Below are 25793 nucleotides of genomic sequence, written 5' to 3'. Positions count from 1 at the left end.
TATGTCATATTTATCTGGTTTAGCGATTGGATTATCTGCCGGAAAGCAACTTCATCAGCTTTTCTCCGGGAAAACTACTCCTTCGCACGCGGTCTGCCAAGCTTCACAGCCGACATTTATGGCTGCAAAGCCTTCAAAACAAATCACTTTAGTGCATGCACTTCCCCACAGACGTCGTTATCAAAGTGCAATGTTCATACATAATACTAGCTTGCGTACAGCATTTCTTTATAAATTGCAAGCATTGCCTTTCATTACCTCTGTGGAGATTAATTCGTATACAGGCAGTCTTCTGCTAACCTATACCTGCAGCTCAATTCAGATTGCCAACCTAATGGATTACTTGGAAGACAAATTTTTCGGTCCTTCGCGTTCCGTCTCCCAAAGTGAGGCAGGTTTGCAAATTCGTAATCTGTTTATCAATCTAGATCGCTTTATTCAGCAAATGACAAACTATCATTTTGATCTGCGTTCGCTGATTGCATCTATTTTTATCACCAGAGGCATCAACAAAGTACTCACATTAAAACAATATCCATCCGGCCCTCAAATGCTATGGTGGGCATACACCTTGCTTAGAGGTTGGGTGATAAAGTGAACTATCCATACATACAAGTCAAACTCCCCTGCAATTTATCCAGGAGCCAGCGAACACGCTTTGAAATCAAGTTTCGCTCTATGCCAAATATCCTTTTCGCTATCATAAAGGATAATGGTCAGGCTACGATTTACTTTAAAAATCACCTGAACAACCTACCGCAGGTACAGCAATCTATAGCTGCACTGTTTGTCAATAAACCGGTACGTGCCGTGCAAACAGTATCACAATCAGAAGAACATGCCAGTCTCGCGGTATATCGACGTGATGCGTTGCTTGCTTTTAGCGGATTTGTTGCCATGCAATTGTTAAAAAAAGTATCCCCACAGGCATTTATATCACTTAGAGTGCTTCGCAGTATATTTGTTCTTCTCGTTGCGCGAAAACTTATGATCAGCGGTGCCAAAAGTATCGTACTTGAACGTCAGCCCAATGCTGATACACTAACGGCGACTGCCGTTATAGCCTCGGTGCTTTCCGGCAAACCCGAATCCAGTTTAACCCTCTTAGCATTATCAAATTTCGCTGAAATGCTCACAATTTACGCTGCCGACAGAGCACGCAAGCATATTTCTACACTCTTGCGTTTAGACCAGCAATACGCTTGGAAAATTGAAGATGCAACCGGACATGAAATAAAAGTTGCCATCGAAAATATCCAAGCAGGTGATCGCATCGCCGTTCATATCGGAGAAAAAATCTGCGTAGACGGCAAGGTACTTGTTGGACATGCTGCTGTTGACCAATCCTCGATTACAGGAGAATCCATCCCTGCGGAAAAAAGCATTGGAGCACAAGTCTATGCTGGTACAGTCGTGCAGAGTGGACAGCTGGAAATCCTCGTTGAAAAAGTCGGTGATGAAACTTCCTTGTCCCGTATTGTGCACATGGTGGAAGATGCGCAAACACGTCGAGCGCCTGTACAAAATTTTGCCGATCGTATGGCAAACATGCTCGTTCCTATTTCTTTTTTATCAGCCGCTTTAGTCTTTGGCGCTACACGTGATTGGCAACGCGTTTTAAATATGTTGTTCATTGATTTCTCCTGCGGGTTAAAATTATCTACCGCCACTGCTATTTCTGCCGCGATTGCAATGGCAGCGAAAAAAGGAATCTTAGTAAAGGGCGGCAATTACATTGAAGCGCTTGCTGATATTGATACAGTCGTCTTAGATAAGACCGGTACCATCACGGTTGGTACCCCGCAAATCACAGCGATTCATACGCTGCCTGACATCGGTGAAAAAGAAATGCTTCTCCTTGCGGCTTCAACAGAACTTCACTCGATTCATCCGCTTGCTGTAGCGATCCAGCAATATGTAACGGAATCCGGTTGGCAAGTGCCTCCGCATTTAACTTCTGAAACGATTGTAGGACGCGGTATGATCGGATTTATTGATGATCAGGATGACTATACAGGCGGCGAAATTCTCGTTGGCAGCTTACGATTTATGAAAGAACGTAATGTAAGCGGTTTGAACCAACTTACCGGTGTTTCAGATTCTCCGGGACTAAATCGTCTTTACGTTGCACGAAATGAGCAATTACTTGGCGTTTTGATCGTAAATGATCCGATTCGTCCAAATTTCAAAAAAACTTTAAATCAGCTGCGCCGTCAAGGCATTGATGAAATTGTCATGTTAACCGGCGATTCAAAAACAGTAGCTGATTACGTAGCACAAACTTTAGATATTGATGAAGTACATGCAGAGATACTGCCTGAAGATAAAGCAAACCTCGTTACGAAGCTGCAAAAACGGGGTCATATTTTAATGGTCGGCGATGGGATCAATGATGCGCCTGCACTTGCATTTGCAGATGTCGGTGTAGCAATGGGAGGACGTCGTACTGATATTGCTGTAGAATCCTCGGCTGTTACAATTAACTCCGATGACCCGCTAAAATTGCCGGAAGTCATTAATTTAGGTCGTGACACTATGCAGCTTGTTCGGCAGAATTTCACAGCGACGATCACCATCAATACGATGGCTATGCTGCTTGGTGCTTTAGGAAGGATCAATCCGCTAGTCGCAGCAGTGATTCATAACGCAGCAACCATTGGTGTCGTTTTAAACAGTGCGCGTATTCTATTACCTAATAAAAATATATTCATTCCTAAATTGCAACAAAGGAGGTGATTTTCATGTTTTCAAGAAGTGATTTTTGGATTGGTTTAGCTGTAGGAGCAGTTGCCGGCGTATTCGGTTATAAAATGATGAATGAACGTTGTGCAGCTTTACAGACGGAACCTCTCGTACCACAACAAGGTGCCGGAGAAATTCCATTAGCTGAACTTATGCGTCAAAAAGAACAATTAGAAGATTTAATTGCAGCACAGGAAGCGGCAGCGGCGGCAGAAGCAAAATAAAATTCCATTGTTCTAAAAACAGAGTAAAGTTCTAGTAAAAAAGGCAATCCTCAATGAACTACATCATTGTACGGATTGCCTTTTTTTATCTTCTTTTTTTATTCCTGCCGCTTTGCTCTACAGTCCCTGTCGGTTTTGGCTTGCGGCGGCTGCGATGATTTGATCCGCCATGCTTAGCACCCTTACGATTGGCATATCTACTTAAAGATACCTGCTCCTGTTTTTGCGGATTTTTCTCTTTTATCTGCTTTTCTTTGGGCTCTGCAGTTTTTTCTTGGTTTGCTTTTACGGTTGCCTTTTGTTTATGAATACGGTTCTTGATCCCCTGCTCAATGAGTCTAAGATAATTATATTGCCGCGCATTGACAAAAGTAATCGCTTTCCCTTTATCGCCAGCCCGCCCAGTTCTGCCAATTCGATGAATATAAGTCTCAACGTCATGCGGAATATCATAATTAAACACATGGGTCACACCTTCAACATCTAGACCACGTGCGGCAATATCTGTCGCAACTAAAATCTGCAATTTTGCTGTGCTGAATTTTCGCATGACTAACGTTCGTTTGGCTTGTGTTAAATCTCCATGTAATTCATCTACTAAATAACCACGTTTCGCAAGCCCCATCGTAACATCGATAACACGTTGTTTGGTATGACAAAAAACCATCGCAAGATATGGTTGATATTCATTGATCATTGCACACAATTGATCTAATTTTGTATCCTCATTCGTATCAATAATAACCTGCTCAATCTCATCCAGTGTAATATTTTCTGATTGAATATGAATGTCCTGCGGAGATTTCATATACCGATGCGACATCCCCTTAATACGTTCGGGAATCGTCGCTGAGAAAAACATGGTTTGACGATCGCCTGCCGTCTGCTTCAAAATGTCTTCAACTTCATCTAAAAAGCCCATATGCAGCATCTGGTCCGCTTCATCCAAGACAACTTTATTTACACTGGAAAGCTGTAATGTCTTCCGGCGCGCCAAATCTAAAATACGGCCAGGTGTACCAACAATAATATGCGGTTTTTGTTCTAATTTTTGCATTTGACGGTCAACGGCTTGTCCCCCGTAAACCGTAAGTGATCTTACACCCACAGCAGCACCGATTTTTTGTGCTACAGCTGTAATCTGCAGAGCAAGCTCGCGCGTTGGCGTCACGATTAAAGCCTGCACAGCAGGTGCATTTACCTTTATTTTTTCCATAATCGGCAACAGAAAAGCCAGCGTTTTACCCGTTCCTGTCTGCGCTTGTACTAAAACATCCTTACCGCTGCGAATCACAGGTATAGCAGCTTCCTGCACCGGTGTTGCCTCGATCATGCCATTCTCTTTTAAAACCATACATAAAGTCTCATGAACTTTAAGTTCTACAAATTTTTTACCCATCCAATGCACCTCTTTATTATTCTACGATTTCTTGTACTCTGCCAATAATCCCACTTGCCAGCCGAACTTTAATTCCGCGTGGATGAATATGGCTGTTTGTTAAAATATCTTTTACAATGCCCTCCGTAAGTTCTCCTGTGCGTTGATGCTGTTTTTGCACAACTTTTACTTTACTTCCAGATTTTATGTTTTTTCTTTCTGTACCGTTCATATTTACCCTCTTTTTATTCATTCTATTTCTATTTTAGTTTAATTCTTCTAAAAAAACAAATGAACTTCTAAGAATAATCAGCTATGATAGTATTATACTAATTAAAATATGAAAGGATTCCCATGATGAATTTATTATTAGTTGAAGATGAAGTGAGACTGAGCGAATCTCTCACTGTACTAATCAGCCGTGCCGGTTATCAGGTTGACACGGCACTCGATGGCTTGAAAGCTTTAGAAAAGATCAGAACTGCAAACTATGATGTTATTATTTTAGATCGCATGCTGCCTTGCTTAGATGGATTATCCGTATTAAAACAAATGCGTAAAGAAAAAATTGATACGCCGGTTTTATTTTTAACCGCAAAAGATTCCCCCAATGAACGCGTAGAAGGTCTTGAAGCAGGAGCTGATGATTATTTAATTAAACCATTTTTTACAGAAGAATTATTGGCAAGAATTAAAGTATTAACTAAACGTATTGAAAAGAAACAACCCGAAGGCGTGATTGATGCTGCAGGAATAACTTTATATACGTTACATGGTGAAGTCGTAAAAGATAATGAAAAACTTCAATTAACAGTGAAAGAATCTGCATTACTTGCACTTCTTATGCAAAACAAAGGACAAGTGATAACCAAAGAACGTATCATGGAAAAAATTTGGGGATATGATAGTGAAACCAATATCGCCAATGTGGATTTGTATATCTATTATTTACGTAAAAAATTAAATATATCTAACATTCGAACAATTCGCGGCATTGGTTACTGTTTCGAGGAGGAACGTTAATGTTTAAAAAACTTCGGTTGAAACTGACGTTAATCAATGTGAGTGTAATTGTCACTTTGTTTATTATTTTAGGCATCAGTTTATTTTATCTTTTAAAAATGACTTCACAGCAAGGCAGCTTATTTGTCATGCAAAAAATAACCAATGACGTGCTCTCTAAACAAAACTTTGACTTGCCGGATGATAAGAAAACAGAGAACAGTTCTGAAAATATTGCTGGTTTCAAACCACCGCCTAAACCAAACTTTTTCTTTGTAAAAGTCGCAATAGATGGCAATGTTATCATGTATTCGAACGGTTTAACAATTCCAGAAAGCAAACTTCCTCAATTACTTAAGAAAATAGCAAACAATCCTGCCACTACAGAAAATTTCACTTTCGAAACAATCCCTTTCGCCTATATGCGGACAATTTTACCTGAAGAAAACTATACACTGATCGTCTTCCATGATAAAACAGAGCAGACGGAACGCATGAACGAATTTATGACGCATCTGCTTCTCGTAGGCTTATTTTGCAGCCTGCTTTCTTTCTTTGCTAGTTATTTCTTGGCAAAAAGTGCAATAAAGCCCATTCAAGCTTCTCTCGAGCAGCAAAAACATTTTGTTTCAGATGCTTCACATGAGCTCCGAACACCGATTACGATTATCCAGACAAATTTAGATATCATAAAAGGCGCACCTAGTCACGAGACAATTGCCGCCAATGAAAAATGGCTGAACAATATACAAGCTGAGACAACCAATATGACAGAACTCATTAATTCATTACTATTTTTAGCACGGGCGGATGCGAATCAACAATTGCTGGAAAAAGAGTATTTTCCGTTAAATCCACTTATTACAGAAACGATGCAATCATTTGAAGTCATCGCCAAACGGAAATGCATCTCACTTCACACAGAAATGAAGACCACGCTCACTGCTTTAGGTGATGCTGCCCGTTTAAAACAAGTTCTTACTATACTTCTAGATAATGCAATTCGCCACACACCAGAACACGGAGAAATCATTGCCGGTGGTTATGAAAAGGACGATAGAGTTCACATCACCATCACAGATACCGGTGAGGGTATTGCTGCAAAACATCTCGATAAAATCTTTGAACGTTTCTATCAAGTTGATGAATCTCGTAATAAAGGCGGTTCTGGGCTCGGTCTGTCCATGGCAAAATGGATCATCGAAAAACACGGTGGTACCATCCACGTAAAAAGTACGCTAGGTGAAGGTACTACTTTCACAATAAAACTGCCTACCAAAACGAATAAACAATAAAATTTCTATCCCCAACATTAGCATCTGCTCCACTTATAAACTAGTACGAAGATAGGCTGTTGGTTAGTGAGAAGTTCTCACCGATCCGCGGCCTATCTTCGTACTAGTTTATCTATAAAAAGAAAGGAATGTCGCATTAAAAATGCGACATTCCTTCTGAATAAGAAAAATTGGGTGTGTGATGTTGTTGCGTTTTTGGGGACAACTAAGGTTGTCCTCGCTAACCATATGTAGGTTAGAAGTGCGTGTGAAATAAATGAGTTACTCTACATTTATTATTATGCAATAACATTCTTTGAAAATTCTTTGAAATCGATAGAATTTCTATTTTATTTTGCCATTAATTTTGCAACTTTGTTCGCAAAACCAATAGGATCCTCCGGCAATATTCCTTCAATCAATAAAGCCTGCGTATAAAGTAAATCACAATAATCTTTAAAAATATCCGATCCGGCATCTTGTGTAAAGATCGTTTTCAATCTTTCAAACAATTCATGATGTGGATTAATTTCTAAAATGCGACGTGCTTTGAACATCGGATTGTTTGCTTCAGCAAAAACTTGTTCCATTGATAAACTGATGCCACTATTATCACTAACTAAACATACCGCGCTGGATTTTAAACGATTACTGATTTTTACATCCGCAATTTTATTCTCCAAAGTTTCCTTGATTGCCTTGATCAAGCTTTCATTATCTTTAGCGATATTTTCAGTTTCTTTTTTCACTTCTTGTGACTCTACATCGTCTAAATCTAAATCTCCACGACTTACTGAATGGAATTTCTTATCACTATATTCACGCAATGCTTCAATCGCAAATTCATCTACATTGTCTAACAGATATAATACTTCAATTCCTTTTTCACGCAGCAATTCCATCTGCGGCAAACGATCAATTGTAGCAGTATCTTTACCAGTTGCATAATAAATTACTTTTTGACTTTCCGGCATACGTTCTACATATTCTTTCAAAGTTATCAGCTTCGCACCTTCTTTAGAGGAAGCAAACAACAATAAATCTTTCAATTTTGCATTATCCTGCGGATTTGTATAAACGCCAATTTTGAGAGATTTGCCAAATTCACCCCAGAATTTTTCATATTTCTCACGGTCTTTATTCAGCATTCTATCTAAAGTTTTTAAAACATTCTTTTCAAGATTTTTCCCAATCAATTTTAATTCACGACTTTGTTGCAACAGTTCTCTGGAAATATTTAAAGAAAAATCTGGTGAATCAACTAACCCACGAACGAATCTTAAGTAATCCGGTAATAACTCTTGACATTTTTCCATGATAAATACATGGCGAGAGTAAAGCTGAATCCCTCCATTGTATTCGGCATGATAGAGATTATACGGCGCATGGGTCGGTATAAATAATAAGCTCGTATATTCTACTGTACCCTCAACTTTGGAGTGAATCACTTCCATAGGATCTTCCCATTCGTGGAAAAGATTTTTATAGAATTCGTGGTATTCTTCTGATTTGATATCACTTTTATTCTTTGTCCAAAGCGGTTTCATCGAATTTAATGTACGGATTTCATTGCGCTTTATTTTTTCCGCACCTTCAATCGGTTTACCTTCTTCATCTTTTTGTTCTTCTTCAATCTCAAAGTTCATTTTAATTGGGAAACGTACATAGTCAGAATATTTTTTTATTAGACTTTCCAATGTATAAGTTTGTAAGAAATTTTCTTCTGCTTTATCCCCATAATACTCTGGCAGCATCGTTAAAGTAATCGTCGTTCCGCGTTCTGCCTTTTCAACTTCCTCAATACTATAGCTGCCATCACCTGTAGACTCCCATTTTACAGCTTTTGATTCACCGGCTTTACGTGTAATCAAAGTTACTTTTTCTGCGACCATAAACGCCGAATAAAAACCAACACCAAACTGTCCAATCAGATCTTTATCAGAAGCAGATTCTTTTTCTTCTTTTAATCTCTCAAGAAATGCTTTTGTGCCAGATTTGGCAATCGTCCCGATGTTTTCAACAACCTCATCATACGTCATACCGATCCCGTTATCAGAAATCGTCAACGTATGGCTTTCTTCATCCGGAACCAAGAATATCTCATAATTAGAATTACCTTCTAATAACGCTTGATTGGTAAGTGATTCGAAACGAATTTTATCAATTGCATCTGATGCATTTGATACTAACTCACGTAAAAATATTTCCCGATTCGTATAAATAGAATGAACCATCAGGTCCAATAACTGTTTGGTTTCTGCTTGAAACTCGCGCATTTCTTTCGCCATTGTATAAACCCCTTTGCTATTATATTTCATTGTTAGCACTCTACTGTCTTGAGTGCTAACTCTATTGATAATAATACCGCGAATTTGTATTTAAATCAATATCTATAAAGTTTTTTTATATAAATTTTACGAGATTCTAAATAATACAAGACAAAAACACGGAAAAACTACTTGTTTTTTCTATCTTTTTCATCAAATTATACGGATCTACACTTGTAACAAAACACATGCTCCACATTGTTATGTTATAATGAATCATACGAAGTAAGTTTAATCTAAAAACTACCTTACACGCAGGAGGATTTTACAATGCTAAGACGCGTATCCGTAATTATGTTAGGCTTTGCACTCTTTTTAGTCATCTATTCCATGTTAAATGCACAAATTTTATCAACGAATGAACTTTATATAAATCTCTTTTTAGCTAGTGCTTTCTTTTGTACCAATATTTTCAATCTGATAAAAGTCAACAAACCCATCATGATGATCCTGAACACCCTTGCTGCAATTTCTCTTTTGGCTGCACTTTTTATTAATTTCTTTATGTAGTTATATAAAACCTATCTTCGTACTCGTTTATAAGAGGAACCGATTTTGCGATTTCCTGATCTATCGATATAATTATTTTAGTTTGTTTAAAAGTCGAAGGCCTGCCGCATTTTACTGCGGCAGGCCTTTTTCGTTCTCAGCTAAACTTTAAATCGATTCACTTCATTTTGCAATTCTTGTGCTAGATTTGCCAAAGACTGACTGGCTGTAGACATTTCGTGAACGGAAGCGGATTGTTCTTCCGTGGCAGCAGATACACTTTGTGCCTCTTCTGAGGTAGATCTGCTAACCTGATGAATATTTTTAGTGGATTCATCAATCTGCATAACTCCATTGACGATTTTTTCAACAGAATTCTGCGCTAATTTTGCCTTCTCATTTACCAATACAACCATTTCATTAATTTCTTTAAAGATACTTCCAGTATGGTTTACGATTTCGGTACCGCGTTTTACTTCATCGGTACCACTTTGCATCGCATCGACCGCTTGCGCTGTATCCTCCTGAATCTTGTGAATAAGCGCTGCGATATGTTTTGCCGCTTCTTGTGACTGTTCAGCAAGCTTTCTTACTTCTTCCGCTACAACAGCAAAGCCCTTTCCTTGCTCTCCGGCTCGTGCGGCTTCAATTGCCGCATTTAACGCTAATAAATTTGTTTGTCCTGCAATCCCAGAAATCGTATCTACAATCGTACCAATTTCTTTCGAACGCTCCCCTAGCGATTCAACTACGTTTGCCGATAATCCCACAACAGATTCGATATGATTCATTTGCTGTGCTGCATCTACAACGGCTTGATTTCCTAACTTAGCTTTTTCTTCTGCACCAGCCGCTTGCATGAGCACTTGGTCAGCATTGCTGATCAATTCACGAATATTTTTATCTATGCCTTGCACTTCGTTTGTTACAGTGTCAATCGCGAGTACCTGATGATCAGCCCCCTCTGCCACATTTGTAATGGAAATAGCGACTTGCTGCGCTACTTGCGCCGACTGTTCCGTACTTGCAGTCAATTCCTCACTGGCAGCAGCCACTTGTTCCGCCGAATGACTTACTTGTTTGAGCAATGATCTTAAGGTAGTACGCATTTTGAGCAACGAATCGCCCAATCTGCCAATTTCATCATTACTGCTTGTTAACTGATTTTCTGCTTCTCTAAAATCACCTTGGGCAAGGTTCTCCGATAATTTTGTCATCGCTTGCATTGCATTTGTAATTTTTAAAATAACACCTAAAATAATACCACCAAGCAATAATGCGATCACACATGTTGCAATTGCAAAAACAATTGCCATCGTACGAATTCCGGCAAACATTTCATTATAATCCATTGCAATGCCAAGAACCCAGCCACTATTTCCCACGGGTACTCCACCGATGATTTTCTCTATTCCTTCAAATTCCACATTTTCTACTACATCTTCCCCTTTTGAAACTTGTTCAAAAAAACCAGCTAATGCAGCATTATCAACCTTCTTTATATTATCTTCATTCTTAAATTTAGGATGTGTAATAAAGGAGCCGTCCTTCGCTACTAAAAATGCATACCCGGAATTTCCAACTTTTAAACTTTGTACTTTCTTCAATAGCTCATCCAAATTCACATCATTGCAAATAGCGCCTTTAACTTTTCCATCACTAGACACGATACGCTGTCCAATACTTACGACTGTATTGCCATCAGCACCTTTATAGACTTCCGTATAAAATGGCTTATCTCCTTTTATACTGCCTTGATACCACCCACGCAGACGTGGATCGAAATCAGCGGGAAGATCATACGGCTGACTATTCACATATGTACCATTTTCTAAGCCGACAAAAACGTTGAGTGTTGTTTTATTCGCCCCTTCTTTGGTCAGACGAGCTAAATTCTGAATTTCATCCAGCGTTAAATTTTGTTGTCCTATCATGACTGCCAGATGCTTGATTTGGCTCTCTTCTTGTCTCAGTTCATTATTTAATTGCTCACTATAAGAATGCATCATGTTTCGATTGGTTTCTAAAATTTGTCCCTCCAGTTGACTTTTAGAGGTATAGTATCCGTATAAGCTTAATAAGCTCACTAGAACTATGACTGGAATCAAAATCATGACCAGCATTTTCGTCTTTAAATTCATCTCATCACCCTTTACTATGAATTGTCAAATATAAAATTACAAAAGATATCATCTATTTTATGCTATAACTTCTTCTTTGTCCATGAAGCAATGACGTAAAACACAATAAAAAACTACCAAAGTTTTTATATCAACCTTGGTAGTTTTTAGATTACATGCTATCTTTATTTTGTTTTAAAAGTCAATAATCCTTCTTGATAAGCATGAAGCCGCTCTTTAAAAATATTTTTATCTGCTGTCAGCGCTACTACATAATGTTGACCATTTTTCCCTCTGATATAAGTTTTCGCCATATCTTCTGTTTTTGCAATTGTATAAATCGCTGGATTTTCCTCGACTGCTACAATTGCCGCTATTCCATTTTCCGCTACAACTGCCTTTAATACTTCATCTGCCTGCTCTTTCGTCAATTTCGATAAATCAGGAATGTTTTCATCCTTAAAGGCATCCGTCATAACAATCCATCCACAAGTCACGTCCATGCCTTGATTTTCAAAAACAAGCATGACACCTTTATTCCCGCCTGGCTGTCTAGCTAAATCTAGAACGCCAATCGGTTCAGTTGGACATTGAATCGAAAAACCATATGTATCATTGGTATACGTATAAGCGGCAGCTTCTGTTGTCTTTGGCATAATTATAATTGCTGCAGCAAACAATACAACTGCAGTCATTATACGAACTGTTGTAAAAAGATATTTTTTCATCTTCTCAATCGCCTCCTAAAATTTTATGATGTATCTTTTATTATATAATATTCAGCTAGAAATAACTAGAAATTATAGCGTTATTGCACTAAGATTTTATTTATAAAACGCTACGTGAATTACAAGACGCATCGGTGTCCTTCTCTCCTTGGCACACACAGGACAAAAAGGCTATCTATGCAAAGGATAGGAGTGTCACATTGAATGCGACACTCCTATTATTGTAATTCATTTTACATTAATTCATTTACATTTTTCGGTTCTTTTTTTCTTCTTCTCGTACCGAATTTATCCGAAATTTTTTCTACCACAACAAACATGACAGGAATCAAGTAAATTCCCATAATGGTTGCGGCGATCATTCCGCCGACAACCGCTGTCCCCATCGCATTACGTGAACCAGCTCCAGCGCCTGTAGCAAGCGCAAGTGGTAAACAACCGATAATAAAAGCAAGCGATGTCATGATAATTGGGCGAAGACGAAGTTTTGCTGCTTCGATCGCAGCCTCGACCGGTTCCATACCTCTATCCACACGGACTTTTGCATACTCAACGATCAAAATGGCATTTTTCGCTGCCAAACCAATCAACATGACCAGACCAATCTGCATATACACACTGTTCGCCAGGTCACGTGAATATTCGGCCAGTAACGCACCGAAAATACCTGTTGGTACACAAAGAAGAACCGCATAAGGTACCGTCCAGCTTTCATAAAGCGCAGCCAAACATAAGAACACGAAAATAATTGCCAAGGCAAAGATAATCATTGTACTGCTGCCTGCTTTTCTTTCTTCACGACTCTGTCCAGACCATTCATATTTGAAACCGTCAGGCAATACTTCTTTTGCTACTTCTTCCATCGCAGTCAAAGCCTGCCCTGAACTATACCCCGGTGCTGCCGAACCGTTAATTTGGATGCTGCGTGCACCATTAAAACGAGAAATACTTGCCGCAGCAGTCGTTGTTTTTGGTTTCAATAACGTATCTAAAGGTACCATCGTCCCTGAAGATGATTTTACATATAAGAAGCGTGTCATATCAGCTTCATTACGGAAACCACTGTCCGCCTGCATAACTACTTTGTAGGTACGTCCAAAACGGTTAAAATCGTTTACTTGCGAACCACCAAAGTTAACTTGCAATGCTGTAAATACATCATCAAGATTTACACCAAGATTTTTTACTTTTTCACGATCCACTTCAAATTCAACATTTGGCGAATCTATTTTAAATGTGGAGTAAGCTTTTGCAATTTCAGGACGCTGATTTGCAGCAGCAACGAATTTTTTCGTGATTTCATCTAATTCCCCATCTGTATGACCAGACATATCCTGAAGCATCATGGTGAACCCACCAACCATACCGAGCCCTGGAAGTGCAGGCATATTAATCGGTATAATCGTTGCATTCATAATGCCAGCTGTATTCTGCATCAACATGCCGAGCTGGGCATTGATTTGTGTTTCTGGTGTCGTCCGTTTACTCCAAGGTTCTAATCCTGCGAAAATAACACCGGAATTAGATTTTGACGAACTGGATAATAAGTCATAGCCGCTAATTTCCATGGTTGTTTTTACGCCAGGCTGTTGATGAATTGCAGCAGCAACTTGTTTTATTGTTTCCTGTGTCCTATTTAAACTCGTTCCTTCCGGTAAGGAAACCGCTGCAATAAAGAACCCTTGATCCTCATCCGGAACAAATGTAGCCGGCACGACTTTAAATAAAGCAACCGTACCAATCACGACAACAGCTAAGAATAAACATGCATATCTTGCATGGTGAATAACCGTTTTAACAATATCACCATAAATTTCAGTGTTTTTCTCAAACCAAGCATTAAACCGGTCAAAGAAACGTCCGAGCCAGCCTTTATGACCATTCGGATCATGCGGTTTTAACATCATCGCACAAAGTGCCGGTGTTAAAGACAATGCAACAAATGCCGATAATGCCATCGATACTGCAATTGTCAACGCAAATTGCTTATACAAAATCCCTGTCATTCCACTAAAGAAAGCAACCGGAATAAATACGCAAGCCAGTACGAACGCAATTGCGACAACCGGCCCAGAAACTTCATCCATCGCAAGCTTTGTTGCTTCTTTTGGATTCAGCCCTTTATAACGCATATTATGTTCAACTGCTTCAATAACAACAATCGCATCATCCACGACCAACCCAATTGCCAAAACCATAGCAAATAAAGTCAATGTATTAATGGAGAAACCGAGCAAGGTAAATGCACCAAACGTCGCGATCAAGGATACAGGGATCGCAAGCATTGGGATCAGTGTCGCCCGCCAGCTTTGTAAGAACAGGAACACTACAATTAGAACCAGTACTAATGCTTCTACGAATGTATGTACCACTTCACTGATGGATTCACGTACATATTCCGTATTATCTACGATCGGCTCCAACTGCATATCCGGAGGAAAACTTTGCTTAGCTTCCGCTAAAACTGCCTTAACTGCGTCAACCGTTTCCAATGCATTTGCATCATTTGTAAGTTGAACACCGAATGCAACTGCATTCATATCATTCATTTTACTTGTGATGTTGGTCGTCTTCGCGCCTGTCTCAACTCTAGCAATATCCTTTAGGTAAATGAAAGATCCATTGCTTTGTGCACGCACGATGACATTTTCAAAGTCTTCGACTGTCACAAGACGTCCTTTTACTTTACCGGTATATTGAAATTCTTGATTTGAGGCTGCTGGCATTTGGCCAATCGTACCTGCCGGTGCCTGTATATTTTGTTCTTTTAGTGCTGAAGATACATCAGAGATTGCCACGTTCAGCTCAGCCATTTTATCTGGATTCAACCAAATACGCATGGAAAAGTCAGAGCCGAAAATCATGATATCCCCTACACCTTTAACACGTTTCATCGCATCAAAAATATAGATATCCGCATAATTTTTCAAAAATGTATTATCATATGTTCCATTTGGTGAATAAAGCGATACCAAATAGGCCATATCAGAAGATGCTTTTTTGGTCGTAATACCAACCTGTTGAACAGCTGATGGTAAGCTTGCATTTGCCTGTGCCACATTGTTTTGTGTTTTTACTGAGGCAATGTCACCATCTGTATCTGATGAAAAAGTAACTGATAGACTATAACGTCCGCTGTCATCACTGTTACTGCTCATATAATCCATACCTTGAACACCATTTACCTGTTGTTCAATAACCTGCGCTACGGTTTGATTCACAACATCGGCACTTGCACCAGTGTAGCTGGTCGCAACACTAACCGTAGGCGGTTGTATTTGAGGATATTGTGCAATTGGCAGATTCACTGCGGATATAACACCTAGAAGCACCATAATAATGGATACTACAATTGCAAATATCGGCCTTTCAATAAAAAATTTTGCCACTTAAACTACGCCCCCTTACGAGTTGAAGGACAACTGCAACTCTTCTGGAGTCACCTCTGTCACATCAAGGGCTACACCATTTTGAATTTTCGTTAAACCTTCAACAACAATTTTATCTGCTGCGGTTACACCGGACTGCACAATATAATAGCTGCCTACTTTTGCACCAAGTTTAACTTCTCTTGATTCAGCTTTATTTTCTTCACCAACAACAGTAACAAAGGTTTTCTCAAGTAATTGTTGTACGGCACGCTGCGGAACTAAAACTGCTCCAGAAATTGTTTCTCCTGTAATTTTTACTCGACCAAACATTCCAGGGATCAAAATACTATCTGGATTGCCAAAAGAAGCTTTAAATGTCAATGTCCCGCTATTATTAGAAAGCGATCTGTCTACCTGCTCAACTTTCCCAAATACAGGATAAGCAGATCCATTGCTCAAGGTTAAAAGAACATTATTCCCCCAGCCACTGCCAATTCCACCTTGATTATTTTCTGCTAATTGCAGATATTCATTTTCACTCATGCTGAATTGAACAAAAACAGGATCTGTCGATGAAACAGTCGCCATTGTCGTAGAACCTGCCGTTACATAAGTACCAACACTAAGATCATTTACGTCCATACGACCATCAACCGGCGACACAATCACCGTATCATGTAAATCGTCGGATGCTTTTTTTACATTTGCACGATTGTATTCAACAGCTGCTTCATTCTGTCTTTCTGCAGATTGTTGTGCTGTTAAAGTCTGCATTGCAAGTGCATCACTTTCAACCAGTTGTTCATAACGCTCTCTATCTAAACGCGTATTACTTAAGGTCGCTTCTGATTGCGCTAAATTTGCTTGTGCAGAGTTTAATGTACTTTCGTATTGACGTGCATCAATTCTGAAAAGAGGCTGCCCTCTATGTACGATGTCACCGCCATTTACTAATTTTTCTACGATATTACCGGATACACGCGCCTGAATTTTCACTTCATTTTTTGCCTGTACTTGACCGGCATACTCATACGTCATCGGAGTATCTCTTTGAACTACCTGCATTACTTTAACTGGTACTGCTTTGCCGCCCATAGCTGCTTGCTGCTTATTTCCGCATCCCGCCATGATCGATAGCATCAAGATTGCAAGCAAACAAAAACAATACGCCTTCATTTTTTTTACTGAAAACACTATTTTTGATTCCTCCTTCGATACTTAAAACCCACAAAATCACATACCCTGCTAAAAAATCAGCAAGACATGTGATGATTTATCACAAGTTTTAATTCACTTAAACATAGCAAATAGTAAATAACTATTTACTATTTATGATAATTATAGTATATTATTTATATATATTTGTCAATCTATTTTTAATAGCGAAAGGAGCCATAAGACTAAACATTATGAATCATACTGCGAGGAAATCTTTGGCCGAAAATATTGTGAACGGCATTGGAATATTCCATAGAAAAGTTGTACATAAAATCCCCATTACGATTCCGGCAAATCACTTTTGGGCGCTTATTATTTTACATGATCACGGTACACTGACAATTTCCAAATTATCTGAAAAATTGTTAATTTCTAAACAACAAATGTCACCCATTATTGATAAATTATGCAAGAACGGTTTAATCAAACGGGAACAGGATCCCATTGACCGGCGAAATAATAACATCACAGTTTTACCGGCCGGAATTGAAATTTTAGAGTCTTATGACCGGCTAATGATAGAATTATTAAATGAAAAACTAGAAGTACTAGAAGATAAAGATATCAAAGAATTCCAAGAATCCTTGAATATCTGCTCAAAATTTTTTCATACGATTCTATAAGCGTTTTATCCATTCCTTTCATTAATATAATAAATATAATAACTGAATATCCTATGTACGTATCTTCATAAATATGATATTTTATTACTTGAAGAATATATATATAAACACTTGTAGATTCTTTGAAAACACCGTTGACATCAAAGTTGTAATGGTGTAGACTACTTTTTGAGTTATAGGTCAAATTTTTGCGTATTTTAACAGCCAAGATAGCTAAAAAGCATCTTGGCTGTCATTTTCATTATTATTATAGGGAGTTGTTGTTTATTATGAGTAAAAACAGATTGGTAATCATCGGCGTAGGAAATGTTGGTTCTGCTGTACTAAATCGTGCAATTGCATTTGAACTGGCTTCTGAAATTGTACTAATTGATACAAATGAAAAAAAAGCAATCGGCGAAGCATTAGATGCAGAACATTCTACCCCTTGCAATTATAGTGCAAATATTCGTGTGCGGGCTGGCAGCTATGAAGATTGTAAAGATGCGCGCCTGATTATTATTGCCGCAGGTACTGGTACAATCAATGGTAAACTAATCAAAGACAGATTATTACTTGCTGAATACAGTATTGAAATCATCAAAGATGTTATGACAGGTATTACTACCTATACTAGAGATGTACCTATTATTATGATCACAAATCCACTTGATGTTACAACTTACCTAGCTGCCAATTCCTTTGATTATCCTGAATATAGATTATTTGGAACTGGTACAACACTAGAAACGCATCGTTTTAAAAGAATTGTAGCAAATCATTATCAAATTGATGCCAAAGATGTGCAAGGTTATATGTTGGGTGAACACGGCAATTCTGCTTTTCCTGCTTGGAGTACACTCACCATTGGTGGAATCAGTGCCGATCGCTTAGATACATATTTTAGCCCAAATCATCCTTTAGATCGTAAATTCGTAGAAGAAGAAGTCGTGAAAACGGCCTTTGATGTATTAAATTTTAAAGGTTACACAAATTATGGAATTGCAATGGGTGCCTGCCGCCTAGCGAAAGCGGTACTATGGAATGAACGAAGTGTCTTACCTGTATCCACTACACTAAGAGGCGCCTATGGCTTGAAAGATGTTGCCCTCAGCTTACCTTCTATTATTACTGAAACTGGCGTTGAGAAAGTCCTTGAAATCCCGCTTTCTGAGCAAGAAATAGAAAAATTACATTTTAGTGCAAACAGCATTAAAGCTGTCTTAAAATCAAACAATCTAGTAAGATAAAATGAAAGGTTGATTTAAATGAGAAATTTTACGTCTTTAAAGGCCGCACAATTTACTGAATCCGTAATTCGTGAAATGTCCAGAGTCGCAACTGCAAATAAAGCTGTAAATTTAGCGCAAGGGTTTCCAGACTTTCCGGCACCTGATGCACTAAAGATAGCGGCAGCTAAAGCAATTTTTAACGATCATAACCAATATGCAATCACTTGGGGAACAAAAGATCTTCGGGATGCACTTGTTGACAAAATTAAACGCGATTACAATACAACGCTAGATCCTGAAAAACAAGTCACCGTTTGCTGCGGTGCAACGGAAGGTATGATCGCTACTTTACTCGCAACCATCAATCCCGGCGATGAAGTAATCATTTTTGAACCTTTTTACGAAAACTATGGCGCTGATGTGATTCTCTGCGGTGCTACACCTCGTTATATCACATTGTCTGCACCAGATTATGCACTTGATAAAGAAAAATTAGCCAGCCTTTTTAACGAAAAAACACGCGCTATTATTCTAAATACGCCAAACAATCCGACAGGCAAAGTATTTACTTTAGAAGAAACCCAATTTATTGCTGACTTATGTCAAAAATATGATGCATTGGCGATCAGTGATGAGATTTATGAACATATTTTATTTGATGGAACAAAACATATTCCGATCTGGACTTTGCCAAACATGTTTGAAAGAACCATTGCTGTCAACAGCGTCTCCAAAACGTATAGTGTCACCGGCTGGAGAATCGGATTTGTCACTGCTTCCCCTGCATTAACATCATCGATTCGTAAAGTTCATGATTTCTTGACGGTCGGAGCAGCAGCGCCGCTTCAAACGGCAATTGCTGAAGCCTTTAAATTCGGAAAAGAATATTATGATGAACTCAGTGCCTTTTATTTAGAACGCCGTGATTTCATGATACAAGTCCTTAACGATGTCGGATTCAAATGTATCGTTCCGCATGGTGCATATTACATCATGTCCGATATTACAAATTTCGGTTATAATGATGACGTTGACTTTGCTTTCTTCCTTGCAGAAAAAATTGGCGTTGCTGTCGTTCCCGGTTCGACTTTCTATCGCGAAAATATGCCTGACGGAAAAAACTATGTGCGTTTTTGTTTCTGCAAAGAATATACAACATTAAAAGAAGCAGCAAAACGTTTAGAAAAATTAAAAGACTTAAAAAAATAATTTTCATACAAAATAAGGCAAATGTACAGCAATTTTATCGTTACTGTACATTTGCCTTATTTTTATATACCGTCACCATACAAGCCCTGCAAATCCTCAAATCGATGTTTTTCTAGTTTTTCAATCTGTGATATTTTATAGTCTTTGATGTTGATACTGATTTGTCCAAATTTAATATCTTTTAAATAGCCATTCAACTTCTTGCGTAAATTTTCATGAATTTTTTTAGTCGGTGCGATTCTCTTTTCGTTCTTCTTGCCAATGCTTGCATTGTCTAAACGAAATTTTTCCGTTTTTTCAAATTGAATCAGACAACCGTCTTGTACGGTAAGAATTACCGTACCATAACCTGTATCCAGCACTTCATTCTCAATCAAGCTCCAAGCCTCTTCCGATATGCTCATTCTCATCTCACCACCAAAAACTTTATTTTTAATTAAAGCAAAAGATACTATAAATATATAAGATTAAATTATAAATTATAATACACTTCTTAGATTTCAATATACCGCTCGATTTTCTACTTGCTCTAACTTCTTTATGTTTCAATCAGGATGAATTAAAAAAAGGCAAAAAGAAACCGGCGATATACCTGTTGTCTTTTGCCTTCAGTTTTCTGATCAGCATATATTAAATTTATATTTTTATAATTTACTAGTTTTTTGGGCAATTGTCAATATAAAGTCGTGATTTTATTTCTATCTTCTTAACTTGTATGATTAAAATTTAATAAATTTGTTCTTATTTTATTATAGTATTCAGCTTTATTTCCAGCAAAATTTTAAAGTTCTCGTATCTATCTTCTACAGATTCAGTCACATCTTCTTTGTCATGGAGCTGCACTAACGTCTGATCAATTCTTAAAATGTCAAAATTCCTCTTACTTTTTCATTATCTTTGTATATATGCAGTTACAAAAGTAAGTGCCAGCAACATGGCCATAATTCCATAATGTGCTTTTGGATTCATATAAATAACCTCCTTGATAATAAAAAGACAAAAATAACAGACTCTAAAGCCCATTATCTTTGCCTTCAGATTTCTAATCAGCAAACCAACACTGTTCATTGATTTTTATGTATTATAATCCATTTATGTAATTTCGTCAAGCATTTCTTGTCTTATAAATTAAAATTATTATGGTTTTCATTATAATTAATTTTAAATATACAGATTTTTCTTAAAATAAAGAATTTTACAGTTTTTATCATATCTATTGTTTTTTCTTTTTTTTGTGTTAAGATTATTGAATATAAATTACTATACTGGGAATAAACAACAGCTAATATTTCATAAACAATATTAATTTAAGGAGTGATTGTTTATGCAAACGTTAAGCAAAAACTTCCTATACATCCACTTGGTCGTTTTATCCTTTGCATTTTCAAGCTTGTTTGGCACGCTAATTACGATGCCGGCCCTCACAATTCTACTAGGAAGAATCTTTTCTTCTGTAAGCTTTTTCTTCATTTTCTCAAAGCATACGAAGGAGGATCAACACTTTTCCAAGAAAATTGATTTTATGTATCTTGCTTTGATGGGAACCGTCTTTCTTATTCACTGGCTTGTATTTTTTCAGTCAGTGCCACTTTCTACAATTGCAATTGGTATGTTGACCTTTTCAAATTTCCCCATTTTAGCTCGTTCTATAGAACCTTACTTTGCAAAAAAAGAACTCAAGCTTACTGATAATTTTATCGCAAATATTGTATTTTGCGCTATCTTATTAATTTTGCCGAATATTTCTATGGATAATCCAACATTACAAGGGATCATGTATGGAAGCATTGCTGGTTGTACGTACGCAGTCTTGTCTTTGATCAATCACACCTGTGTGAAACAATATCAAGGGCTTGTTATCTCTCTTTATGAGCAGGCTGTTACAACTACTTTTTTATTGCCTTTTTTATTTATAAAGGCACCTATTTTCACCATCAATCAAATTCTATTTCTAATGCTTTTAGGGACAATTTTCACAATTGCTGCACACACCGTATTCATTCAAGGATTTAAAAATGTCCGTAAAAATACTGCAGAGCTAATTGCTTATTTCGAACCGATCTATGGAATTATAATTGCTTTTCTTGTTCTTCAGACACTTTCTACATTAGATGAAATTTTTGGTGCAATTATTATCTTAAGTACAATTTTATATCATTCCAGTAAACCATCACGATGATGAAATTATTCTATAAAAACACAAAAAGCCAACACATAGTGTAGGCTCACTCGGTTAACGGCTTTTTGTGTTTTTATAGGTGTATTTTATCGAATTATTCGAAGCTATTATGACAAATACAAATTATAAATTTAATTTATTTTTAATTAATTTGCATTTATATGTTAACTATTTTACATGTGTTTGTCAAGCTAAAATGGTGATTCCCAGTATAATACATAAAAGAAAAGCTAGCATAACTGCTAGCTTTTCTTTTATTATATTTTGGGTGTTTTATGGTAACTTGATGTAATTGAATGCGTTTAAGGCAAAACGCGATATACATCAGGTCATAAAATTAAGATTGCAATAGTATTTATTCTGTTTATCATTAATCCAATTCGGTATAACCTATATAAATAGTATAGGATCTTTATATAGGTTTGTCAAGCGTATTATAATTAAAATAAATTGTTTTTGTTTTGAACAATTAACAATATTAATCGTTTTTACCTATTAAAACCATTTTGAAGGAATTACTGCTTACCATAAACCTAGTACTTTCCACCAAGCGCCGCCAATGCCTAGCCAGATAACTACATTTAAAGTGGTAAGAATAAAGCCTAATTTCCACCATTCTCCCTGTGTTACATAGCCTGCACCAAAAATGATCGGTCCTGCAGCGCCACCAAAATGCGTTAATGGAATCATAATATTAGATAAAAATGCAAATGCTAAAGCCGCAAGAAGTGGTGGTGCTCCAGCAGCAACAGAAATTGCAAGGAACGCAGCATACATTGCACTAATATGCGCTGTAACACTCGCAAAACCATAATGTGCATATACATAAATAATAATTAAGGCTGAGAAGGCTACCAGCCAGGACAAACCTGCCGCTGCGATTAACGCACCAGCCGAGTCAGCTACCCAAGCAATAAAACCTGATTTTGCAAGAGCCGTTGCCAATGCAACCAACGACCCCATCCAAAACATCGTATCCCATGCACCTTTTTCTTGCAAAATATCCTGCCAACTCAGAACATTAAAGATAACCATAACACAAACTGCAACCATTGCAACTACCGTCGCATTAATTTGCGTAATTTCAGAAGTTGCCCAAAGAGTCAATGCACCGATGAACACACATGCAACAATCTTTTCGATTTTCGTCATCGGCCCCATGATTTCAAGCTCTTTCTCTGCTAACCCTTTGGCATCAGGCATTGCTTTAATCTCCGGTGGATAAAGTTTATATAAAACGAGCGGCATAAGCATCAAGGAAATCATGCCGGGAACGAATGCCGCAACCGCCCAAGACGTCCAGGTAAGTTCTATCCCAATCGTTTTTGCCGCCAATTCCACCGAAAGCGGATTTCCTGCCATTGCCGTTAAAAACATTGCGCAAGTAATTGCATTTGCATGGTATTCTACCTGCATAATATATGCGCCAAATTTACGAGCAGTCGGTCCAGGTTCAGACCCCAATGCGGAAGACAGACTTTTTATGATTGGGAAAATAATACCGCCAGCCCGTGCCGCACTTGATGGTGTTGCCGGTGAAATAACAAAATCACTTAAGGTAATTGCATACCCAAGTGTTAAAGAAGATTTGCCAATCAGACGAATAATAACAAAAGCAATTCTTCTGCCAAGACCACTTTTTATAAAACCACGCGCAAATAAAAATGCACAAATAATAAGCCAAATTGTACTATTGCCAAAACCAGCCAGTGCTTGATTTAGTGTCAAGGTTTTAGACAACGCTGAGAACGTAACCGAAATCAGTGCAATTGCTCCAATTGGCAGCGGCTGTAGAATAAAGCCAAGAATGGTCATGGCAAAGATGATAAATAAATGCCACGCTTCTACTTTTAAACCTTCCGGAACTGGACAAAACCAAAGAATGATACCTAACGCCAGTACGATCATCGCGTTGCGACTATTCTTATTCATAGTATTCGCACCTTTCTACTCTACGAAAAAGCATTTTTATTATAGGATAAGCGATGGAACGACCTCCACCGCTTATCCTATAAAGCCTAACCGTTGTCTTTTCGTATTATTTCATTCTTATTTTGCATTGTATTTTTCAAGAACACGATCTGCAAACTGCGGCGCATATCCGATATAGTTATGCGGATCAATCATTGCTGCAATTTCTTCATCTGTAAAGGCTTCACGAACTTTTGGTTCTGCCTTTAAGGCTACATCCATATATTCTTCTTCTTCATATGCCTTCATACAAGTTCTATAAACGATGTCATGCGCCGTCATACGACCCAATTTAGGTGCCAAATGCATCATAACGCATTCGCTCATCATAATACCTCTTAATTTATTTAAGTTGTTTTCCATGTGTTTAGGATAAACAATTAAATGTTCTAAGACATCCATAGATTTTTCAAGTGCTGCACCTAACAAATGACAAGCGCGTGGAATTGCTTCCCATTCTGTAAGGAAACAGCCCCAGTCACGTTCATTTTCACTTACCATGGATTCTACAATTGCAGGCGCAATACTTCTTACGCTGCGACAAACTGCAATGATATTTTCAACTACTTGCGGATTGCGTTTATGCGGCATTGTAGATGAACCCACTTTTCCCATAAAGAAAGGTTCTTCTAATTCAATAATTTCTGTTCTTTGCAAGGAAAGAATTTCACTTGCGATTTTGCCAATCGTACCAGCAATAATTGCGAGCGTGCTGACAAATTCAGCTTGATTATCACGTGCTACATGCCAAGAAATTGCAGGAACATTTAAATTTAAAATTTCCATCATTCTTGCTTGTACTTCAAGTCCTTTTTCTGGATGAGATGCTAAAGTACCAACAGCACCAGACATTTCCCCAACAAAAACTCTATCTTTCATCGCTTCCATACGTTCGATATTTCTGCCAAGTTCATCTGCCCAAACAGCAACTTTATAACCAAGCGTAATTGGCAATGCATGAATGACATGCGTACGACCACACATGATGGTATCTCTATGTTCTTTAACCAACTTAAGCGTTGATTTCTGACAGCTTTTTAATTGTTCAAGCAATACATCATAAGCATCTCGCATTTGCAAAACAAGGCCTGTATCGACGATGTCTTGACTAGTTGCGCCCCAGTGCACATATTCACCTGCGTTGTCATCTAAAACCGCTTTAAACGCTTTTAATAACGGAACAATCGTAATAGAGCTTTTATAATATTCGCCGATTTGTGGAATATCCAATAATGCAGCATTTGCTTTTTTATTAATTTCATCTGCTTTTTCTTTTGGAATAATTCCTAATTCCCCTTGTGCTTTTGCAAGCGCAGCTTCTGTATCTAACCATTTTTGTGCAATACTTTTATCGCTGAAAATCTCTCTCATTTTATCTGTGCTGAATAAACAGCCGAAAATTTGACTATCGATTGTTGTTGATGCCATTATAAAAAATCCCCTCTCAATATAAATACCTTTTATCAGGAAGCTATCATCTTCATTTATCAATTTTCACTACTCGAATGTGCGCACATTTAAGTTAAGGACTAACCTTGCATTTATCATATCATCGATGAAATTAATCGTTAAATATCTAAACCTTATGATTTAATAAGCAAAAATTATTTTATCATAAATTGTATTTTTTAAGCGCTATATTCCCTCTTTTCATAATTTTCATTAATACAAAAAATGTAATACGATAAAAATAGATGAATTATATAACTTTATCTTATATTTTGATA

Annotated in this window: 20 protein-coding genes; 10 read left to right on the top strand and 10 right to left on the bottom strand. The window is 37.7% G+C overall.

The genetic code is table 11. The features are described from left to right. The first annotated feature begins 1 nt into the window (after nt 1). The 3 genes from BN6559_RS15655 to BN6559_RS15645 are packed head-to-tail and all read left to right on the top strand — an operon-like array spanning nt 2 to nt 2966. A complete protein-coding gene (locus BN6559_RS15655) occupies nt 2-598 on the top strand; it encodes an HMA2 domain-containing protein (RefSeq protein WP_110955602.1) in 597 nt (198 codons plus the stop codon). Then, the gene (locus tag BN6559_RS15650) at nt 595-2736 is read left to right on the top strand and encodes a heavy metal translocating P-type ATPase (RefSeq protein ID WP_456060829.1); all 2142 of its coding nucleotides are present in this window, start codon (nt 595-597) and stop codon (nt 2734-2736) included. Before BN6559_RS15655 ends, BN6559_RS15650 begins: the two co-directional genes overlap by 4 nt. A gap of 5 nt (nt 2737-2741) precedes the next feature. Beyond that, nucleotides 2742-2966 (top strand): 50S ribosomal protein L9, encoded by a 225-nt coding sequence (locus tag BN6559_RS15645; protein ID WP_110955600.1) that lies wholly within the window; start codon nt 2742-2744, stop codon nt 2964-2966. 85 nt (nt 2967-3051) lie between these two features. Here the strand turns inward: BN6559_RS15645 and BN6559_RS15640 are convergent, their stop codons facing one another. After that, nucleotides 3052-4365, bottom strand: a complete 1314-nt coding sequence (locus BN6559_RS15640) for a DEAD/DEAH box helicase (protein WP_110955599.1) — start codon at nt 4363-4365, stop codon at nt 3052-3054. Nucleotides 4366-4381: 16 nt separating this feature from the next. Further along, complete coding sequence (locus BN6559_RS15635) at nt 4382-4576, bottom strand: YwbE family protein (protein WP_110955598.1); 195 nt, start codon at nt 4574-4576, stop codon at nt 4382-4384. Between the two features lie 122 nt (nt 4577-4698). Between BN6559_RS15635 and BN6559_RS15630 the strand changes: the two genes are divergently transcribed. Further along, on the top strand, nt 4699-5367 hold the full coding sequence (locus BN6559_RS15630; protein ID WP_199884064.1) for a response regulator transcription factor: 669 nt from the start codon (nt 4699-4701) through the stop codon (nt 5365-5367). After that, nucleotides 5367-6641 carry a sensor histidine kinase gene (locus tag BN6559_RS15625; RefSeq protein WP_110955596.1) on the top strand — a complete coding sequence of 425 codons (1275 nt, stop codon included), beginning with the start codon at nt 5367-5369 and terminating at the stop codon, nt 6639-6641. The genes BN6559_RS15630 and BN6559_RS15625 overlap by 1 nt, the downstream gene beginning before the upstream one ends. A 329-nt stretch (nt 6642-6970) precedes the next feature. On the opposite strand, the gene htpG is transcribed toward BN6559_RS15625, so the two are convergent. Beyond that, nucleotides 6971-8908, bottom strand: a complete 1938-nt coding sequence (gene htpG / locus BN6559_RS15620) for a molecular chaperone HtpG (protein ID WP_110955595.1) — start codon at nt 8906-8908, stop codon at nt 6971-6973. A 309-nt stretch (nt 8909-9217) separates the two neighbouring features. Here htpG and BN6559_RS15615 point away from each other — a divergent pair, with 309 nt between their 5' ends. Then, nucleotides 9218-9457 (top strand): hypothetical protein, encoded by a 240-nt coding sequence (locus BN6559_RS15615; RefSeq protein WP_110955594.1) that lies wholly within the window; start codon nt 9218-9220, stop codon nt 9455-9457. A 140-nt stretch (nt 9458-9597) separates the two neighbouring features. Here the strand turns inward: BN6559_RS15615 and BN6559_RS15610 are convergent, their stop codons facing one another. From BN6559_RS15610 to BN6559_RS15595, 4 genes are all read right to left on the bottom strand, one after another. Further along, a complete protein-coding gene (locus tag BN6559_RS15610) occupies nt 9598-11577 on the bottom strand; it encodes a methyl-accepting chemotaxis protein (RefSeq protein WP_110955593.1) in 1980 nt (659 codons plus the stop codon). A gap of 164 nt (nt 11578-11741) precedes the next feature. Then, nucleotides 11742-12284, bottom strand: a complete 543-nt coding sequence (locus tag BN6559_RS15605; protein WP_110955592.1) for a hypothetical protein — start codon at nt 12282-12284, stop codon at nt 11742-11744. A gap of 233 nt (nt 12285-12517) precedes the next feature. Next, entirely contained in the window at nt 12518-15673 is a 3156-nt protein-coding gene (locus BN6559_RS15600; protein ID WP_110955591.1) for an efflux RND transporter permease subunit, read from the bottom strand. Between the two features lie 15 nt (nt 15674-15688). Further along, a complete protein-coding gene (locus BN6559_RS15595) occupies nt 15689-16849 on the bottom strand; it encodes an efflux RND transporter periplasmic adaptor subunit (RefSeq protein WP_110955590.1) in 1161 nt (386 codons plus the stop codon). Between the two features lie 239 nt (nt 16850-17088). On the opposite strand from BN6559_RS15595, the gene BN6559_RS15590 reads away from it, so the two are divergent. From BN6559_RS15590 to BN6559_RS15580, 3 genes are all read left to right on the top strand, one after another. After that, on the top strand, nt 17089-17496 hold the full coding sequence (locus tag BN6559_RS15590) for a MarR family winged helix-turn-helix transcriptional regulator (protein ID WP_199884063.1): 408 nt from the start codon (nt 17089-17091) through the stop codon (nt 17494-17496). Nucleotides 17497-17765: 269 nt separating this feature from the next. Next, nucleotides 17766-18725, top strand: coding sequence for an L-lactate dehydrogenase (locus BN6559_RS15585; protein WP_110955588.1), 960 nt, complete (start codon nt 17766-17768; stop codon nt 18723-18725). An 18-nt stretch (nt 18726-18743) separates the two neighbouring features. Next, entirely contained in the window at nt 18744-19916 is a 1173-nt protein-coding gene (locus BN6559_RS15580; RefSeq protein ID WP_110955587.1) for a pyridoxal phosphate-dependent aminotransferase, read from the top strand. 62 nt (nt 19917-19978) lie between these two features. Here the strand turns inward: BN6559_RS15580 and BN6559_RS15575 are convergent, their stop codons facing one another. Then, a complete protein-coding gene (locus BN6559_RS15575) occupies nt 19979-20320 on the bottom strand; it encodes a YezD family protein (protein WP_199884062.1) in 342 nt (113 codons plus the stop codon). Between the two features lie 920 nt (nt 20321-21240). Between BN6559_RS15575 and BN6559_RS15570 the strand changes: the two genes are divergently transcribed. Then, nucleotides 21241-22095 carry a DMT family transporter gene (locus BN6559_RS15570; protein ID WP_110955585.1) on the top strand — a complete coding sequence of 285 codons (855 nt, stop codon included), beginning with the start codon at nt 21241-21243 and terminating at the stop codon, nt 22093-22095. A gap of 522 nt (nt 22096-22617) precedes the next feature. Here BN6559_RS15570 and BN6559_RS15565 read toward each other — a convergent pair. Both BN6559_RS15565 and purB read right to left on the bottom strand, forming a co-directional pair. Further along, complete coding sequence (locus tag BN6559_RS15565; RefSeq protein WP_110955584.1) at nt 22618-24027, bottom strand: anion permease; 1410 nt, start codon at nt 24025-24027, stop codon at nt 22618-22620. A 117-nt stretch (nt 24028-24144) separates the two neighbouring features. After that, nucleotides 24145-25494: an adenylosuccinate lyase gene (gene purB, locus BN6559_RS15560; RefSeq protein WP_110955583.1), complete on the bottom strand. Its 1350-nt coding sequence runs from the start codon at nt 25492-25494 to the stop codon at nt 24145-24147. Between the last annotated feature and the right edge of the window lie 299 nt (nt 25495-25793).

The sequence above is a fragment of the Massilibacillus massiliensis genome (assembly GCF_900086705.1).
GTDB lineage: Bacteria > Bacillota > Negativicutes > FLKF01 > FLKF01 > Massilibacillus > Massilibacillus massiliensis.
The sequence above is the reverse complement of the archived record's forward strand: the minus strand, read 5'-3'. Positions and strand labels throughout refer to the sequence as shown.

What these genes read in the sequence shown, in the direction of transcription:
- BN6559_RS15655 (WP_110955602.1), top strand. Translation starts at nt 2, where the DNA reads ATGTCATATTTATCTGGTTTAGCGATTGGATTATCTGCCGGAAAGCAA.
- BN6559_RS15645 (WP_110955600.1), top strand. Translation starts at nt 2,742, where the DNA reads ATGTTTTCAAGAAGTGATTTTTGGATTGGTTTAGCTGTAGGAGCAGTT.
- BN6559_RS15640 (WP_110955599.1), bottom strand. Translation starts at nt 4,365, where the DNA reads ATGGGTAAAAAATTTGTAGAACTTAAAGTTCATGAGACTTTATGTATG.
- BN6559_RS15635 (WP_110955598.1), bottom strand. Translation starts at nt 4,576, where the DNA reads ATGAACGGTACAGAAAGAAAAAACATAAAATCTGGAAGTAAAGTAAAA.
- BN6559_RS15630 (WP_199884064.1), top strand. Translation starts at nt 4,699, where the DNA reads ATGATGAATTTATTATTAGTTGAAGATGAAGTGAGACTGAGCGAATCT.
- BN6559_RS15625 (WP_110955596.1), top strand. Translation starts at nt 5,367, where the DNA reads ATGTTTAAAAAACTTCGGTTGAAACTGACGTTAATCAATGTGAGTGTA.
- htpG (WP_110955595.1), bottom strand. Translation starts at nt 8,908, where the DNA reads ATGGCGAAAGAAATGCGCGAGTTTCAAGCAGAAACCAAACAGTTATTG.
- BN6559_RS15615 (WP_110955594.1), top strand. Translation starts at nt 9,218, where the DNA reads ATGCTAAGACGCGTATCCGTAATTATGTTAGGCTTTGCACTCTTTTTA.
- BN6559_RS15610 (WP_110955593.1), bottom strand. Translation starts at nt 11,577, where the DNA reads ATGAATTTAAAGACGAAAATGCTGGTCATGATTTTGATTCCAGTCATA.
- BN6559_RS15605 (WP_110955592.1), bottom strand. Translation starts at nt 12,284, where the DNA reads ATGAAAAAATATCTTTTTACAACAGTTCGTATAATGACTGCAGTTGTA.
- BN6559_RS15585 (WP_110955588.1), top strand. Translation starts at nt 17,766, where the DNA reads ATGAGTAAAAACAGATTGGTAATCATCGGCGTAGGAAATGTTGGTTCT.
- BN6559_RS15580 (WP_110955587.1), top strand. Translation starts at nt 18,744, where the DNA reads ATGAGAAATTTTACGTCTTTAAAGGCCGCACAATTTACTGAATCCGTA.
- BN6559_RS15575 (WP_199884062.1), bottom strand. Translation starts at nt 20,320, where the DNA reads ATGAGCATATCGGAAGAGGCTTGGAGCTTGATTGAGAATGAAGTGCTG.
- BN6559_RS15570 (WP_110955585.1), top strand. Translation starts at nt 21,241, where the DNA reads ATGCAAACGTTAAGCAAAAACTTCCTATACATCCACTTGGTCGTTTTA.
- BN6559_RS15565 (WP_110955584.1), bottom strand. Translation starts at nt 24,027, where the DNA reads ATGAATAAGAATAGTCGCAACGCGATGATCGTACTGGCGTTAGGTATC.
- purB (WP_110955583.1), bottom strand. Translation starts at nt 25,494, where the DNA reads ATGGCATCAACAACAATCGATAGTCAAATTTTCGGCTGTTTATTCAGC.